This window comes from Pseudomonas azadiae, assembly GCF_019145355.1.
GTDB lineage: Bacteria > Pseudomonadota > Gammaproteobacteria > Pseudomonadales > Pseudomonadaceae > Aquipseudomonas > Aquipseudomonas azadiae.
Genome location: NZ_JAHSTY010000002.1, coordinates 229,357 through 244,532 on the forward strand (window position 1 = coordinate 229,357; position 15,176 = coordinate 244,532).

At 62.2% G+C, this 15,176-nt stretch carries 15 protein-coding genes; 7 read left to right on the plus strand and 8 right to left on the minus strand.

Going from position 1 to position 15,176, the window contains the following annotated elements; genetic code table 11:
* Positions 1-10 precede the first annotated feature (10 nt).
* From KVG91_RS17435 to KVG91_RS17460, 6 genes are read right to left on the minus strand one after another with little or no spacing between them, the layout of a single operon-like run.
* A complete protein-coding gene (locus KVG91_RS17435) occupies positions 11-1,936 on the minus strand; it encodes a response regulator (protein WP_169376451.1) in 1,926 nt (641 codons plus the stop codon).
* Positions 1,926-2,789 carry a sensor histidine kinase gene (locus tag KVG91_RS17440; RefSeq protein ID WP_169376452.1) on the minus strand — a complete coding sequence of 288 codons (864 nt, stop codon included), beginning with the start codon at positions 2,787-2,789 and terminating at the stop codon, positions 1,926-1,928. Before KVG91_RS17440 ends, KVG91_RS17435 begins: the two co-directional genes overlap by 11 nt.
* Positions 2,782-3,789: an ATP-binding protein gene (locus tag KVG91_RS17445; RefSeq protein WP_178115128.1), complete on the minus strand. Its 1,008-nt coding sequence runs from the start codon at positions 3,787-3,789 to the stop codon at positions 2,782-2,784. Before KVG91_RS17445 ends, KVG91_RS17440 begins: the two co-directional genes overlap by 8 nt.
* A complete protein-coding gene (locus KVG91_RS17450; RefSeq protein WP_076950232.1) occupies positions 3,780-4,184 on the minus strand; it encodes an ATP-binding protein in 405 nt (134 codons plus the stop codon). The genes KVG91_RS17445 and KVG91_RS17450 overlap by 10 nt, the downstream gene beginning before the upstream one ends.
* Positions 4,181-4,543: an STAS domain-containing protein gene (locus KVG91_RS17455; RefSeq protein ID WP_017254285.1), complete on the minus strand. Its 363-nt coding sequence runs from the start codon at positions 4,541-4,543 to the stop codon at positions 4,181-4,183. The genes KVG91_RS17450 and KVG91_RS17455 overlap by 4 nt, the downstream gene beginning before the upstream one ends.
* A gap of 2 nt (positions 4,544-4,545) precedes the next feature.
* Complete coding sequence (locus KVG91_RS17460) at positions 4,546-5,397, minus strand: STAS domain-containing protein (protein ID WP_169376453.1); 852 nt, start codon at positions 5,395-5,397, stop codon at positions 4,546-4,548.
* A 279-nt stretch (positions 5,398-5,676) separates the two neighbouring features.
* Between KVG91_RS17460 and KVG91_RS17465 the strand changes: the two genes are divergently transcribed.
* Positions 5,677-6,579 (plus strand): LysR family transcriptional regulator, encoded by a 903-nt coding sequence (locus KVG91_RS17465; RefSeq protein ID WP_169376454.1) that lies wholly within the window; start codon positions 5,677-5,679, stop codon positions 6,577-6,579.
* On the opposite strand, the gene KVG91_RS17470 is transcribed toward KVG91_RS17465, so the two are convergent.
* Together KVG91_RS17470 and tcuC are read right to left on the minus strand one after the other, a co-directional pair.
* Entirely contained in the window at positions 6,571-7,329 is a 759-nt protein-coding gene (locus tag KVG91_RS17470; protein WP_169376455.1) for a substrate-binding domain-containing protein, read from the minus strand. The genes KVG91_RS17465 and KVG91_RS17470 overlap by 9 nt on opposite strands.
* The gene (gene tcuC / locus KVG91_RS17475) at positions 7,326-8,633 is read right to left on the minus strand and encodes an MFS transporter (RefSeq protein WP_169376456.1); all 1,308 of its coding nucleotides are present in this window, start codon (positions 8,631-8,633) and stop codon (positions 7,326-7,328) included. The genes KVG91_RS17470 and tcuC overlap by 4 nt, the downstream gene beginning before the upstream one ends.
* 240 nt (positions 8,634-8,873) lie before the next feature.
* Between tcuC and KVG91_RS17480 the strand changes: the two genes are divergently transcribed.
* From KVG91_RS17480 to KVG91_RS17505, 6 genes are all read left to right on the plus strand, one after another.
* Positions 8,874-9,596 (plus strand): GntR family transcriptional regulator, encoded by a 723-nt coding sequence (locus KVG91_RS17480; RefSeq protein ID WP_169376457.1) that lies wholly within the window; start codon positions 8,874-8,876, stop codon positions 9,594-9,596.
* Positions 9,593-10,381, plus strand: a complete 789-nt coding sequence (locus KVG91_RS17485; protein WP_169376458.1) for an SDR family oxidoreductase — start codon at positions 9,593-9,595, stop codon at positions 10,379-10,381. The genes KVG91_RS17480 and KVG91_RS17485 overlap by 4 nt, the downstream gene beginning before the upstream one ends.
* Positions 10,382-10,447: 66 nt before the next feature.
* The gene (locus KVG91_RS17490) at positions 10,448-11,380 is read left to right on the plus strand and encodes a BKACE family enzyme (RefSeq protein ID WP_169376459.1); all 933 of its coding nucleotides are present in this window, start codon (positions 10,448-10,450) and stop codon (positions 11,378-11,380) included.
* Positions 11,381-11,441: 61 nt separating this feature from the next.
* Positions 11,442-12,320, plus strand: coding sequence for an SMP-30/gluconolactonase/LRE family protein (locus KVG91_RS17495; protein ID WP_169376460.1), 879 nt, complete (start codon positions 11,442-11,444; stop codon positions 12,318-12,320).
* A gap of 74 nt (positions 12,321-12,394) precedes the next feature.
* On the plus strand, positions 12,395-13,717 hold the full coding sequence (locus tag KVG91_RS17500; protein ID WP_169376461.1) for an MFS transporter: 1,323 nt from the start codon (positions 12,395-12,397) through the stop codon (positions 13,715-13,717).
* Positions 13,718-13,772: 55 nt separating this feature from the next.
* Entirely contained in the window at positions 13,773-15,098 is a 1,326-nt protein-coding gene (locus tag KVG91_RS17505; RefSeq protein WP_169376462.1) for an MFS transporter, read from the plus strand.
* Positions 15,099-15,176: the final 78 nt, after the last annotated feature.

Below are 15,176 nucleotides of genomic sequence, written 5' to 3' on the forward strand. Positions count from 1 at the left end.
TCAGCAGCGCTCAGGACTTCGCCTCCAAGCCCTGGCGAATCTTCTCAAGCAGTTCATCGATGTGAAACGGCTTGGTGATCAGGTCCATGCGTTCACCCAGGAAGTTTTGCCGATTCGCTGCATTCTCGGCGTAGCCGGTCATGAACAGGATCGGCAAATCGTTGCGCAGGCCACGGGCGAAGTCAGCCAGTTCGCGGCCGGTCATGTAGGGCAGGCCGACATCGGTGAGCAGCAGGTTGATCGTCAGGTCGGTCTTCAAGATTGCGATCGCTTCGTCACCGTCGGCCGCCAGGCTGCACTGGTAACCGGCGTCTGCCAGTACTTCGGCGACAAAGCTGCGCACCGAGGGCATGTCTTCGACAATCAGTATGTGTTCACCATGGCTTTTGCCTGGCTTGGCCAGCGTCCTGGTGGCCACCGAGGCCGGACCGTCCGCGGCCGGCAGCATGATCGTCACTTCAGTGCCCTGGCGGGTGACGCTGCGGATCTGCGCATCACCGCCGGACTGGCGTGCAAAACCGTAGATGGTCGACAAGCCCAGGCCCGTGCCCTGGCCCACCGGCTTGGTGGTGAAGAAAGGGTCGAACACCTTGTCGATGACGCTGTGCTCGATGCCCACGCCGTTGTCGCGTACCGACAGCGCAATGTACGGACCGTTTTCCAGCTTGAGGTTGCCGTTGGAGTAGGCAGGGTAGGTGGTCACCCAAATGTTGCCGCCTTTGGGCAACGCATCTCGGGCGTTGATCACCAGGTTCAGCACCGCGCTTTCCAGTTGGATCGGGTCGACCATCGCCACGGCAGAGTTGTTGGTCAGCTCCAATTTCAGGGCGATGTGTTCGCCGATGGTGCGCACCAGCAATTCTTCCAGGGAGCGGATATGTGCGTTGATGTCGATCGGGCGCGTGTCCAGCGGCTGCTGGCGGGCAAACGCGAGCAGGCGGTTGGTCAGGCCGGCGGCGCTCAGGGCTGAACTGAGCGCGGCATCGGCATAGCCCAGGACCTTATCGGTACGCTGGCTTTCGATGCGCTTCTTGATCAGTTCCAGGCTGGTGATGATACCGGTGAGCAGGTTGTTGAAGTCATGGGCGATGCCGCCGGTGAGTTTGCCCAGGGCATCCATTTTCTGCGCCTGCAGCAGCTGCGCTTCGGTGCGTGCCAGGCGCGTTGCGGCGTTGGCGAGTTCGGCCTGTTGGTGACGTTCGCGATGACGGTGTTCGGTGACGTCTTCGACAAACACCAGGCTCAGTTCGGCACGGTCATAGGGCGAAATCTGCCATTCGGTTTCACGCAGTTGGCCGTCGACTTTCATCTGCAACGTGCCTTTCCAGCGTTCACCGGCGGCCAGGCGCAGGCACAGTTCCTGGATGACCGCGTACTGGTCGCCGGCAAAGCATTCCAGCAGCGCATCGGGGTTGAGGTTGTCGTGAATCAACTGGGCGAACGCATGGTTGCATTCGTGCACCTTCAGTTGTGCGTCGATCACGGCAATCGGCGCGCTGATATTAAAGAAGATCTCGCGAAAACGCGCCTCGCTCTCCCGCAGCGCGTATTCGGTATCGCGCACGCGCAAAAGGGTGCGCAGCGTTGCCAGCAAGACGTCAGGGTCCACCGGGTGGATCAAGTAGGCGTCCGCGCCAGCGTCCAGGCCGGTGATGATGTCGCCGGTCTCGATGGAGGCCGCCGAAACGTGCACCACCGGCAGCAAGGCCGTGTTCGGGTCGGTGCGCAAACGGCGCACGATATCGAAGCCGCTCATGTCCGGCAGGTTGACGTCGAGGATCAGCGCATCGATTTTTCCACTGGCGATCAGGTCCAGCCCGTCCTGCCCCGTACCGGCCTCAAGCACCTTATAGTGATGGCGTTCGAGACGTCGGCGCAGTGCGTAGCGCGTGGCGGCGTTGTCGTCGACGATCAGCAGTTGGATGTCACGTTTCATCGACGTTCTCGCTGGAGATGGAGAGAGGAATAACCACAAAGAACAGCGAGCCCACGCCGGGCGTGCTTTCAACGCCGACCCGGCCACCCAGCAACTCGGCGAAACGCTTGCACAGGGACAGGCCCAGGCCGGTGCCGCGCAGGCGTTTCTGCAGGGGGGAGTCGATCTGGGAAAAGTCTTCGAACAGGTTGTTGTGCAACTCGGCGGGTATGCCCAGGCCGGTGTCCCGCACCGCAAAACGGATCTCGTGTTCGCTCTCCATGCGCGCCGAGACCCTGACTTCACCCTGCAGCGTGAATTTCAGGGCATTGGAAATAAAGTTGCGCAGGATCTGCGCGAGTTTCTTGTCATCGGTGTAGAGCTTGGGCAAGCCGGACGGCTTCTCGAAAATCAGGTCCACAGATGACGCGTCGACAATCGGGCGGAACATCCCGCGCAACGCCGAGAACAGGTCGAACATATCGAACCAGGCCGGCGAAATCGTGATGCGCCCGGCCTCGATCTTGGCCAGGTCGAGCAAGTCGTCGACCATCTCGCGCAATTCGCTTGCCGAGGTGCGGATAAACCCCACCTGAGTGTGTTGCTCCGGGCTCAGCGGGCCGTCCAGCTCGTCGGCAAGCAGGCTGGTGATGCTCAGGATCGAGCCCAGCGGCGTGCGGAACTCATGGCTCATGTACGACAGGAAGCGACTCTTGAGGTCTGACGCCTGACGCAGTTGGTCAGCTTGCATGTCCAGTTCGGCATACAGCGCCAGCACGCCCTGGTTGGTTTCATCCAATTCCGTGCGCAGGGCATCCGCTTCCTGGCGCAGGCGTTGGATTTCAGCGGCGAGCGAGGCAGTGGTGTCAGCCATCGATGGCCTCCAGGGCAATCACGAAGACGGTAACGTCATCCCGGCCGCGGCAGAAGTCACGGTGCAGGATGGCGGCGATCAGGGCAGGGTGGCGGTGGACGAGCCCTGGGTAGTCCGAAAGATTCCAGCGTGATTGCAGGCCGTCGCTGTAAAGAATCAGCAGCTGATTGGCCACCTGAGCATAGTCGAAGGGTTGTGCCTTGCGAAACTGCACGCCGATGATGCCCGGGTGGGACGCCAGGCCGCGCGACTTGTCAGGCCCGATCAGGCTGCCGCCGATGTTGCCCACGCCGGTGAACCGGAGCGTGTCGGCCACGGCATCGTACTGCGCCACCGCCATGGCGGCACCACGGGTACTGTTCATGCCGACGTGCATGTCGTTCATCAAAACCGTCGAATCCACGAAGGCGCTCTGTGCAAACACCTCCTCTCCCGCTCGGGCGGCCTGCTCGGCGTATTCGCCATGGCCGAGGCCGTCGGCCATCATCACACTGAACCGTCCAGGTTCGATCGCCAGGTGCCAGGCATCACCGCAGTGAGGGTCGTTATGCAGCGAGTGCTGGCTGACGCCATAGCGAATATCCGGGGTCGTGACGGCGCGCGGTGTCAGCCTGGCCAGTATCGCCGCGCCGCGCTGATCGGCGTACGCATCGAACACCTGCGCCAGGCGTGATATTGCCCCCAGCCCGATACCTTGGGTGCCTCCGGTGGAAAAACCGTCGACCAACCCGCTGTTGATATCAAAGCCTTGCCCACGGTCGATGGCGATCATCTCGACGCCGCCGTTGCCGGTGGCGCGCAGGTGCAATTCACCGTGGGTGGCATGTTTGAGGATATTGCTGGCAAGCTCGGTGGCGACCAGCGCCACGCGCCCCGCATCGGTCTCATCGAAGCCCAGGGATTGAGAGAACTGCTGCGCCGTGCGTCGGGCGTGGCCGATCTGGCTGGTATCTTCAATCAAGAGCACTTGCGTCAGCGCGCTGGGAATATTCAGGCCCATCGGGTGATCGTCACGCGGGTACCCTTGCCAGGCTCGGTGTCCAGTTCAAACTCATCCACCAGGCGCTTGGCGCCGGTGAGCCCCAGGCCAAGGCCGCTGCCGGAGGTCCAGCCGTCGGTCATCGCCAGCTTGAGGTCGGGAATGCCCGGGCCTTCATCGCGAAACGTCAGGCGTACACCGGGGCGGTGGTCTTTCTCGATCACAGCCCAGTCCATATAACCACCGCCGCCATAGACCACCGTGTTACGCGCCAACTCACTGACCGCCGTAACCAGTTTGGTCAGGTCGATCAGGCGCATGCCGCAGTCCTGGGCCAGTTTTCGTACCAATTGTCGAGCCAGCACAACGTCCTGTTCTATCAGCACAGGGTGTGTGCCGCTGCTGGCTTGGCTCATGAGTGTTCTACCCGGTCGCGTAACAGCTTCATGCCGCGCTCGACGTTAAGGGCGGTCGCGACGCCGGGCAGGGTCATGCCCAACTCCACCAAGGTGATGGCAACCGCAGGCTGCATGCCCACCAACACGGTTTGTGCATCCATGATCCGGGACAGCCCGGAGATGGTGCCGATCATGCGGCCGATGAAGGAGTCGACCATGTCCAGCGCCGAGATATCGATGAGCACGCCGCGCGCCGAGGTACGGCTGATACGCTCGGACAGGTCGTCCTGCAAGGTCAGCGCGAGTTGGTCGTGCATGTCCACCTGGATGGTCACGAGTAAAAACTCACCCATCTGCAAAATAGGGATGCGTTCCATGCTTAAACAGCCTTGATGACGTTGACGCCCAGGCGTTTGAGCGCCAAGGCCAATGCGTCGGCAAGGTTGGCTTTGGTTACCACGCCTTGCAGGTCGAGGCCCAGGTGCACGATGGTCTGGGCGATCTGCGGACGTACGCCGCTGATGATGCAGTCAGCGCCCATCAGGCGGATGGCGGTCACGGTTTTCAGCAGATGCTGGGCCACCAGGGTATCGACGGTCGGCACGCCGGTGATATCGATGATGGCGATTTCCGCGCCGGTGTCGACGATGCGTTGCAGCAGCGATTCCATCACGACCTGGGTGCGTTGCGAATCCAGGGTGCCGATCATCGGCAGGGCCAGTACGCCATCCCACAATTTGACTACCGGGGTGGAGAGTTCCAGCAGTTCTTCCTGCTGGCGCTTGATCACCGACTCACGGGATTTCTGGAAGGTACGGATGGTGTGCATGCCCAGCGCATCGAGCAGCTCGGAGACTTCCCAGAGTTGTTCGCCCAGTTGCGCCGGTTGCTCGGCGTATTCGCGCTGCAGCAATGCGAACAGTGGTCCCTTGAGGGCGAAAATGAAGCTGGCGGTCTGTTGCGAGTCCTGCCCGGCCAGGGCACGGCTGTGGGACAGTTTCTCCAGGAAAATCCGGGTTTCCGCCCAGTTTTCGTGGTTGATATTTTGCGAGCCGCCTTGTTGCAGGGCGGCGCTCAGCAGCCCGAGGAATTCACGGGTCTGCTGTTTGACATCGTCGCCCTTGACGTTACGCGTCGCACCCGAAGCCTCAAGGCTGGTGTTCCATTCGTCAAGGAGCGCGATACGATTTTCGTGCAGTGCCTGGATTGTGTTCGTTTGCAGAGTTGCCACGGTGACCTCCTTGAGTGCCTTGGATAAGCTGCACGCAATTTATACTAAATTGAGGGATTTAGAAGTATTTCGCAGGCTTTTCCTGCCGAAGTCGCACAGGTTTTGCCTGTGCCGCACGCTTCGGCCAACGCATAGTCGCGCACCGCCAATAACCCGCTGATAGGTATGACTTCATGGTTGTAGCCAGGTTATTCGCGCCAACCGCTCCCGGCACACATGGCGCCCCATCCGCTCCCATACGATAATGCCCGCCATCTCGACCACCCTGGTTTGCCTGCCGTGATCATCAACTTCGACCTCAACGACCTCCAAGCCTTCCGCGCCGTGGTAGACAAGGGCAGTTTTCGCGGCGCCGCCGAGGCCATTCGGATCTCGCAACCGGCGCTCAGCCGACGCATCGAAAAGCTCGAGACCGCCCTGGATGTGAAGCTGTTCGAACGCACCACCCGGCGCGTCAGCCTGACCATGGTCGGCCGCGCTTTCCTGCCGAAAGTCGAACGCATGCTGGACGACCTCGACGTCGCGCTGATGGGCATCAGCAATGTCGCGTCCACGCGCATGGGCAATGTCACCATCGCGTGCGTGCCCTCGACCGCGTACTACTTCATGCCCCACGTGATCTCCGAATTCCACAAGCTGTATCCGAAGATTCGCCTGCGGGTGCTGGACGCCAGCGCAGGCGAGGTTTGCAATGCGGTGGCCAGTGGCGAGGCGGATTTCGGCGTGAGTTTCAGCGGCAGCCTGGCCGATGAAGTCGAGTTCGAACTGTTGCTGCAGGAACGCTATGTGTTGGCCTGTCGTCGTGACCATCCGCTGGCCCGGCGCGAAAGCGTGACCTGGACCGAAGCCTACGAGCATGACTACATCACCGTGGACAAAACCTCGGGCAACCGCTTTCTGCTGGACCAGGCGTTGCGCGGTGTGCGCGTGAAAAAGCCGAGTCTCTGCGAGACGCACCACGTGACCACCATGATCGGGTTGGTGGAGGCGGGGTTGGGGGTGGCGATGGTGCCATCGATTGCGATGCCGGCGGGTGAACACCCGATTCTGGTGAGTGTGCCGCTGGTGGAGCCCCACGTGATGCGTAACGTGGGCTTGATAAAACGCCGCGGGCGGACCTTGCCGCCAGCGGCGCTGGAGTTGGAGCGGTTGGTGCGCGAGATGCCGTTTCGGTCAGCGTGACACCGAGTCCAGGCCGGTGGATTGCACCACCGGTTGCGCCTCGGGCGACGCCAGGAATTGCAGCAGCGCCCTGGCTCGATCCGGGTGTTCGGCGTTCACCGGAACGCCGGCCGCAAATCGCGTAACCGATTGCACCTCTTCCGGGATCTTGCCGACGTAGGTCACGCCCGGCACCGGCAACAACTCGGCGACCTGCTGCAGGCCCACTTCGTAGTCACCCTTGGCAACCTGCTCAGCCACCGGGAGGCGTTCGATCATGGTGCCTTTGGCCGGCATGCCGAGCTTTTTGAACAACTCTTTCTCGACATACACACCGCTGGCGCTGTCCGAATACGCGATGGACTTGGCTTTGCTCAGCACGGCTTTGAGTTCGGCGACCGTGCCGATGGCAGGCTTCGCCGCGCCTTCCTTCACCACCAGGCCGATGCGCGAGTCTGCCAGCTCCATGCGGGAAGCCTTGTCGACCTTGCCTTGTTTGATCAGCTCATCCAAGGCGTAGCCAACCATGATCACCACGTCGGCGTGTTCGCCACGCGCAAGGCGGTTGGGGATCGCTTCCGGCGCCTTGCCCATTGACGGACCGAGGAGGGTGTCGAGGGTGTCGCCGCTTTTCTGGGCGTATTGCGGGCCGAGCAATTTATACGCGGCGGTGAAGCCACCGGAAGTCATCACGGTGAGCTGTTCGGCCTGGGCCGTCAGCGCGATGGCGCCAAGGGCCAGCGCGACGAGGGTGTTGAACAGAGGCTTCATTGCACCGCCCCCTGCATCACTTGCCCACGGGCATTGGCGCGACGGTACAGCGCCAGGGTCGAGCACAGTGCGCACAGCGCCGCGAACATCATCCAGTAGGCCGGCGAGGCCTTGTCTGCGGTGATGTGGATGAACCAGGTGGAGATCGCCGGGGTGAAGCCGCCGAATATCGCGGTCGCCAGGCTATAGGCCAGGGAGAAGCCTGCCACGCGGACTTCCACCGGCATGATTTCGGTGAGGGCCGGGATCATCGCGCCGTTGTACATGCCATAGAGGAACGAGAACCAGAGCAGGGTTTCCAGCATATGGCTGAAGCTCGGTGCATTCACTACGTAGGACAAGGCCGGGTATGCGGTGAGAACGGTCAGCACGGTCATGGCGACCAATACCGGTTTCCGGCCGAAACGGTCGCTCAAGGTGCCGCCGATCGGCAGCCAGACAAAGTTCGACACGGCCACCAGCAGCGTCACCAGCAACGCATCGGAGGTGGTCAACTGCAGCACGGTTTTGCCGAAGGTCGGCGCGTATACGGTGATCAGGTAGAACGCCGTCGTGGTCATCGCCACCATCAACATGCCGCCGATCACCACGGTCCAGTTCTTCACCAGGGTGGCCAGCACTTCGCGCATGGTCGGGCGGTGCTTGCGGTTGGCGAACTCTTCGGTTTCCTGCAGGTTGCGACGCAGAATAAAGATGAACGGGATGATCACGCAGCCGAGGGCGAACGGAATGCGCCAGCCCCAATCGGCCACCACGGCCGGGTCCATCCATACGTTCAAGCCATACCCCAGCGCGGCGGCGACCACGATGGAGATCTGCTGGCTGCCCGATTGCCAGCTGGTGTAGAACCCTTTGCGACCCGGCGTGGCCATTTCCGACAGGTACACCGACACGCCGCCCAGTTCCGCGCCGGCCGAAAAACCTTGCAGCAGGCGGCCCAGCAATACCAGCAACGGCGCCCACAGACCAATGGTGTGATAACCGGGCACCAGCACGATCAGCAGCGTGCCGCTGGCCATGATCGCCAAGGTCACGATCAGCCCTTTGCGACGGCCGACGTCATCGATGTAAGCCCCCAGGATAATCGCGCCCAAGGGGCGCATCAGGAAGCCTGCGCCGAACACGGCGAAGGTCATCATTAATGACGCAAACTCATTAGCGGCGGGAAAGAACGCGGCAGCGATGTAGGTGGCGTAGAAGCCGAACAGAAAGAAATCGAACTGTTCGAGGAAGTTGCCCGAAGTAACGCGAAATACCGCGCCAACTTTCGAACTGGCAGCCTGGGGCCGGGTAGGGCTAGTCATGGTCTTGTGTCTCCAGCGTTCTTTTTGAAGTGCTTGTTTCGCTTAAGACCTGGGATAGTGGCTGACACATTTAGAAATGATAAGTGACAAATTTGGATGGATTGATGTTGGCTGGCTATCAATGCGTCGCGCGGACAACACGTTGATCGCTCCTCTACTCAATGACTGGGAAACTATTTGACATATTTGATTTGTGATCACATATTGGAGCCATAAGAACTACAACACAGGTTTTGCCTCATGACAGATGGACCGCTCCTCCTGCCCACCCTGCGTCAGGTTTCCCGCGATACCTTGCAAGACCAGGTCTATCGCCAGATCCGCGAAGCGCTGATGAGTGGCCGCTTCCAGCCGGGTCAGAAGCTCACCATTCGTGGCCTCGCCGAAGCCCTGGGTTCCAGCCCGATGCCCGTACGCGAAGCGCTGCAACGCCTTAGCGCCGAAAACGCGTTTGAAGTCACCGAGACCTCCCGCCTGCGGGTACGCCTGATGACGGTCGAGCGCCTGCGCGAAATTCGCGATGCCCGGGTCGCCCTTGAAGGGCTGCTGGCCGAAAAGGCCGTGCTGCTCCTGAAAACAGCCGACCTCGACGAAATCACCGACCTCTGCCAGCAGATGCAGCACGCCGCCGACGAGGTGGACGTGTCCCGCTATCTCTGGACCAACTTCGCTTTTCACCGGCGCATTTACGCGGTGGCCCAGGCCGAATTGACCATGGCGGCGGTGGAAAACTTCTGGCTGCACATGGGCCCGTGCTTTGCGCTGGTCGCCCCGGATAAAGCTCACCTGCAACGCTCGATGGAAGCGCACACGCGCATCGTCGACGCCTTGGCCGCCCGTGATGGCGCCGGCGCGCGCGCAGCGGTGACCGACGATATCATGCAGGCCGCCGATTCCCTGGCGCGCCTGCTCGTCAAGAGCGACCGTACGCGGTCGTCTGTTTCAGGAGGTAAACGTGCATGAGTGTCCTACAGCGGCTACAGCCCTATCCCGGGTTACGTGTGTTGATTTCCGGCGGGGCTGCCGGCATCGGTGAAGTGCTGGCGGCGGCGTATCTGGAAGCCGGTGCCCAGGTGCATGTGTGTGATGTGAGCGAGCCGGCCCTGGCCGCGTTTCGCGACAAATACCCAGGCACCGTCGCCACCCGCGCCGACGTCAGCGATGCCGCGCAGATCGAAGCGGTGTTCCGGGTGCAGCGTGAACAGTTCGGCGGCCTCGATGTGCTGGTCAACAACGCTGGCATCGCCGGGCCCACCGGCGGCATCGATGTGATCAGCGACGCCGAGTGGCAAGCCACCATCAACATCAATCTCACCGCGCAATACCGCTTTGCCCATTACGCGGTGCCGATGCTCAAGCAATCGTCCTACGGCCATCTGCTGCATATCGCCTCGGTGGCGGGGCGCTTGGGCTACGCCTGGCGCACCCCGTATGCGGCGACCAAGTGGGCGATTGTCGGCTTGATGAAATCCCTCGCCTCGGAGCTCGGCGAGAGCGACATCCGCGTCAACGCCTTGCTGCCCGGCATCGTCGAAGGCCCGCGCATGGACGGCGTGATCCGCGCCCGTGCCGAACAGGTCGGCGTGCCCGAATCCCAGATGCGCCAGGCGTACCTCGACAAGATTTCCCTCAAGCGCATGGTCACCGCCGAAGACGTGGCCGCCATGGCCTTGTTCCTTTGTTCGCCCGCCGCCCGCAACGTGACCGGCCAGGCGATCAGCGTCGACGGTAACGTCGAGTACCTGTAAGCCACGCAAGACCCATTGCGCTGTACCTAGGATTTTTTTCATAAGAATAAAAGTCGGAGATTCGTCATGTCCAAAAATCGTCCTGTCATCATCACCTGCGCCGTCACCGGTGCGATTCATACGCCGTCGATGTCGCCGCATTTACCGATCACCGCGCAGGAAATTACCGATGCCGCCCTCGGCGCCGCGCAAGCTGGCGCTGCGATTGTCCACCTGCATGCCCGTGACCCCATCGATGGCCGCCCGAGCCAGGACCCGGCGCTGTTCGCGCAATTTTTGCCACAGATCAAGGCCGCCAGCGACGTGGTGATCAACATCACCACCGGCGGCGCACCGACCATGGGCGTGGAAGAGCGCCTGCAGCCGGTGATGCAGTTCAAGCCGGAACTGGCCTCGCTGAACATGGGCTCGATGAACTTCGGCCTGTACGAAATGCTCAACCGCTTCACCGAGTTCAAGCACGACTGGGAGCGCCCCTACCTGGAAGAAAGTGACGACCGGATCTTCCGCAACACCTTCCGCGACATCACCCACATCCTCAATGCCTGCGCCGAGAACCGCACCCGTTTTGAAATCGAGTGCTACGACATTGGCCACTTGTACACCGCCGCGCACTTCCTGGAGCGCGGCCTGCTCAAGCCGCCGTTGTTTATCCAGTCGGTGTTCGGCCTGCGCGGCGGCATCGGCGGGCACCCGGAAGATCTGGCGCACATGCGGCGTACCGCCGACCGCCTGTTTGGCGACGACTATGTGTGGTCGATCCTCGGCGCCGGCCGTGGGCAAATTCCGCTGGCGACCATGGGCCTTTCCATGGGCAGCAACGCACGGGTCGGCCTGGAAGATTCGCTGTGGGATGGTCCCGGCAAGCTGGCGGCGTCGAACGCCGATCAGGTGCGGCGCATTCGCACGGTGATCGAGGCGCTCGGGCAGCGTGTCGCCACGCCGGATGAAGCGCGAGAAATCCTCGGGCTCAAAGGGCGCGATCAGGTCAACTTTTAACCACAAGAGGCCGTGCCGTAGCGCGGCCTGAATCCCGCACAACAACAATAAGGGGATCACCATGCGTATCGAAGTGCTTGTCGACGTCAAGACCACCCTGGGCGAAGGCCCGGTGTGGGACGTCGAGCAACAACGCTTGTACTGGATCGACAGTGCCGACGGCCGCATCCTGCGCTGCACCGACGACGGCCGCGAGCTGCGCGCCTGGGAGGTGGGCCAGAAAATCGGCTCCATGGCCCTGCGCCACAGCGGTGACAGCGCCATCGTCGCCCTGCAGAACGGCGTGCACACCCTCGACCTCAAAAGCGGCGACCTCAACCTCGTCATCGACCCGGAACCGCACCTGCCAGGCAACCGCCTCAACGACGGCAAGGTCGATCGCCAGGGCCGCTTTGTGTTCGGCTCGATGGACACCTCGGAGGACAGCGCCAGCGCCGGACTCTACAGACTGGACGCCGACCTGAGCCTGCACACCCTGGACGAAGGCATCATCGTGTCGAACGGCCCGTGCTGGAGCCCATCGGGAGACACCTTCTATTTCTGCGACACCTGGTCCGGCGAGATCTGGGCCTATGACTATGACCTCGCCAGCGGCAACGTCAGCCACCGCCGCACCTTTGCCAAGGTCGATACCCGCGAGGGTGGCGCCGCCGACGGCTGCACCGTGGACGCCGAAGGCTGCTTGTGGCAAGCGCTGGTCTACGCCGGAAAGCTGGTGCGCTACACCCCCGATGGCCAGGTCGACCGCATCATCGCGATGCCAGTGAAAAAGGTCACCAGCCTGACCTTTGGCGGGCCGAACCTGGACACCCTGTTTGTGACGTCGATGGCCAAGCCGCCGCTGCCGCGTTTTCCGGCGGACGGCCAGCAGCGCGGCGCGCTGTTCGCGATCACCGGGTTAGGCGTGCAAGGAATAGCTGAGCGACGGTTCGCCAGCTAGCGCGTTTTTTTCAATAAGGCATATTCCTTCGCAACCTTGTGTCAGTGCGCGCCCTCGCGCGCCTGGAGAGGCTCATGGCAACTTTAAAAAAAGCGTCGCTGCGCAGCATTCACCGGCATTCCTGGGTGTCGCTGCTGGTCTGCTGGATGATCTGGATCCTCAACGCCTACGACCGTGAGATCGTGTTGCGCCTCGGGCCGACCATCTCCAAGCATTTCGATTTGTCCGCCGACCAATGGGGCACCGTAGCCACGGTGGTGATGCTGGCGCTGGCCTTGCTCGATATCCCCGGCTCCATGTGGAGCGACCGTTACGGCGGCGGCTGGAAACGTGCGCGCTTCCAGGTGCCGCTGGTGCTCGGCTACACGGCGATCTCGTTTTTGTCCGGCTTCAAGGCCTTGAGCGGCAACCTCGCCACCTTTATTGCCCTGCGCGTCGGTGTCAACCTCGGTGCCGGCTGGGGCGAACCGGTGGGCGTGAGCAACACCGCCGAATGGTGGCCGGTGGAGCGTCGCGGGTTTGCCCTGGGCGCGCACCATACCGGTTACCCGATCGGCGCCATGCTCAGCGGTATTGTCGCGAGTTTCGTCATCACCGTGTTTGGTGAAGAGAACTGGCGCTACGTGTTCTTCTTCGCCTTCGTCGTGGCGCTGCCGCTGATGATTTTCTGGGCGCGTTACTCCACGGCCGAACGCATTACCGCGCTGTACGTCGACATTGCCGCCAAAGGCATGACCCCGCCGGACAATGCGCCGGCCAGCCAAGTCAAGGGCGAGGCCTGGCGTACCTTTGTCGCCACCTTGCGCAACCGCAATATCGCCCTCACGGCGGGCAATACGATGCTCACGCAAGTGGTGTACATGGGCGTGAACATCGTGCTGCCGGCCTACCTCTACAACATCGCCGGGCTGTCGCTGGCGGAGTCGGCGGGCATGAGCGTGGTGTTCACCCTCACCGGGATTCTGGGGCAACTGGTGTGGCCGTCGCTGTCCGACATCATTGGTCGGCGCACCACCTTGATCATCTGCGGGCTGTGGATGGCGGCGAGTGTCGGCGCGTTCTACTTCGCCAACACCCTGACGTTGATCGTCGTGGTGCAACTGCTGTTCGGCCTGGTCGCCAACGCGGTGTGGCCGATCTACTACGCCGTGGCTTGCGATTCGGCCGAGCCGTCGGCGACGTCGACCGCCAACGGCATCATCACCACGGCGATGTTCATCGGTGGCGGCCTGGCGCCGGTGCTGATGGGCAGCCTCATCGCTATGGGCGGCGGCTGGACCACGCTGCACGGTTACACCGTGTGTTTCTTCGTCATGGCCGGCTGCGCCCTGGGCGGCGCACTGCTGCAACTGTTTTCCCATCGCCCCCAGGCGTTGGCCGTGCAACTGGACGTCTAGAACAACACCGATGCGCCCCCCGGCCTGGCCGGCGGGGCGCCAAGAGGAATTGCCGATGACTATCGCCACCCCCGTCCGCGAGCCGCAGGCGCTTAATAAACTGATGTTCGTCAAGCTGATGCCCTTGTTGATCATCGCCTACATCCTGAGCTTCCTGGACCGCACCAACATCGCCCTGGCCAAGCATCACCTGGACGTCGACCTGGGCATTTCCGCCGCGGCCTACGGGCTGGGCGCGGGGCTGTTTTTCCTGACCTATGCGCTGTCGGAAATCCCCAGCAACCTGATCATGCACAAGGTGGGCGCGCGGTTCTGGATCGCGCGGATCATGGTGACCTGGGGCCTGATCTCGGCAGCCATGGCCTTCGTACAGGGCGAGACCTCGTTCTACGTATTGCGCCTGTTGCTGGGCATTGCCGAGGCCGGTCTGTTTCCCGGAGTCATGCTCTACCTCACCTACTGGTTCAACCGTGAACAGCGGGCGCGCGCCACCGGTTATTTCCTGCTCGGCGTGTGCTTCGCCAACATCATTGGCGGCCCGGTGGGCGCAGCGTTGATGCGCATGGACGGCCTGCTCGGCTGGCACGGCTGGCAGTGGATGTTCCTGCTCGAAGGCCTGCCGGCCGTGGCGTTTGCCTGGGTCGTCTGGCGCAAGCTGCCTGACCGCCCGAGCAAGGCGCCGTGGCTGTCGGCAGAGGAAGCGCGCGGGATCGAACAGCGCATCGCCTTGGAAACCGAAGAGGGCGCGGGCGAGGGTGGCCACTCGTTGAAAAACTGGCTGACCCCACAAATCCTGCTGGCGATCTTTGTGTATTTTTGCCATCAGATCACCATTTATACCGTGATCTTTTTCCTGCCGAGCATCATCGGCAAGTACGGCGAGCTGAGCACCATGAGCGTTGGCTTGCTGACTTCGTTGCCCTGGATCGCGGCGGCGCTCGGTGCGGTATTGATTCCGCGGTTTGCCACCACGCCGGGGCGTTGTCGTCGGTTGTTGGTGACCGGCCTGCTGACCATGGCCTTGGGCCTGGGCATTGCGTCGGTGTCGGGACCGGTCTTCAGTTTGCTGGGTTTCTGCCTGTCGGCGGTGATGTTCTTCGTGGTGCAATCGATCATCTTCCTGTACCCGGCTTCGCGTCTTAAAGGCGTGGCACTGGCGGGCGGCTTGGGCTTCGTCAACGCCTGCGGGCTGTTGGGCGGGTTTGTCGGGCCGTCGGTGATGGGCGTGATCGAGATGAGCACCGGCAACGCAATGAATGGCTTGAAAGTGATCGCGCTGGTGCTGGTGGTGGCCGCGTTGGCGGCGTTGCGCCTGCGCCAGGGCCAGGAGGCGCCTCAGACCAGCAACGACGTCGGAAACCCCCAAGCCAGCACGAAGTAAGCCACGACCGCCGCCAGGCATAAACCGACAAAGACGCGTAGCAGTGTCCTGGCGGTGGGGTGAGTAATGAGTTTGATG

Excerpts from the sequence above, each read along its gene's own strand:
- KVG91_RS17440 (WP_169376452.1), bottom strand. The coding sequence starts at position 2,789 with ATGGCTGACACCACTGCCTCGCTCGCCGCTGAAATCCAACGCCTGCGC.
- tcuC (WP_169376456.1), bottom strand. The coding sequence starts at position 8,633 with ATGACTAGCCCTACCCGGCCCCAGGCTGCCAGTTCGAAAGTTGGCGCG.
- KVG91_RS17495 (WP_169376460.1), top strand. The coding sequence starts at position 11,442 with ATGCGTATCGAAGTGCTTGTCGACGTCAAGACCACCCTGGGCGAAGGC.
- KVG91_RS17445 (WP_178115128.1), bottom strand. The coding sequence starts at position 3,789 with ATGGGCCTGAATATTCCCAGCGCGCTGACGCAAGTGCTCTTGATTGAA.
- KVG91_RS17455 (WP_017254285.1), bottom strand. The coding sequence starts at position 4,543 with ATGGAACGCATCCCTATTTTGCAGATGGGTGAGTTTTTACTCGTGACC.
- KVG91_RS17505 (WP_169376462.1), top strand. The coding sequence starts at position 13,773 with ATGACTATCGCCACCCCCGTCCGCGAGCCGCAGGCGCTTAATAAACTG.
- KVG91_RS17490 (WP_169376459.1), top strand. The coding sequence starts at position 10,448 with ATGTCCAAAAATCGTCCTGTCATCATCACCTGCGCCGTCACCGGTGCG.
- KVG91_RS17435 (WP_169376451.1), bottom strand. The coding sequence starts at position 1,936 with ATGAAACGTGACATCCAACTGCTGATCGTCGACGACAACGCCGCCACG.
- KVG91_RS17485 (WP_169376458.1), top strand. The coding sequence starts at position 9,593 with ATGAGTGTCCTACAGCGGCTACAGCCCTATCCCGGGTTACGTGTGTTG.
- KVG91_RS17480 (WP_169376457.1), top strand. The coding sequence starts at position 8,874 with ATGACAGATGGACCGCTCCTCCTGCCCACCCTGCGTCAGGTTTCCCGC.
- KVG91_RS17470 (WP_169376455.1), bottom strand. The coding sequence starts at position 7,329 with ATGAAGCCTCTGTTCAACACCCTCGTCGCGCTGGCCCTTGGCGCCATC.
- KVG91_RS17500 (WP_169376461.1), top strand. The coding sequence starts at position 12,395 with ATGGCAACTTTAAAAAAAGCGTCGCTGCGCAGCATTCACCGGCATTCC.
- KVG91_RS17450 (WP_076950232.1), bottom strand. The coding sequence starts at position 4,184 with ATGAGCCAAGCCAGCAGCGGCACACACCCTGTGCTGATAGAACAGGAC.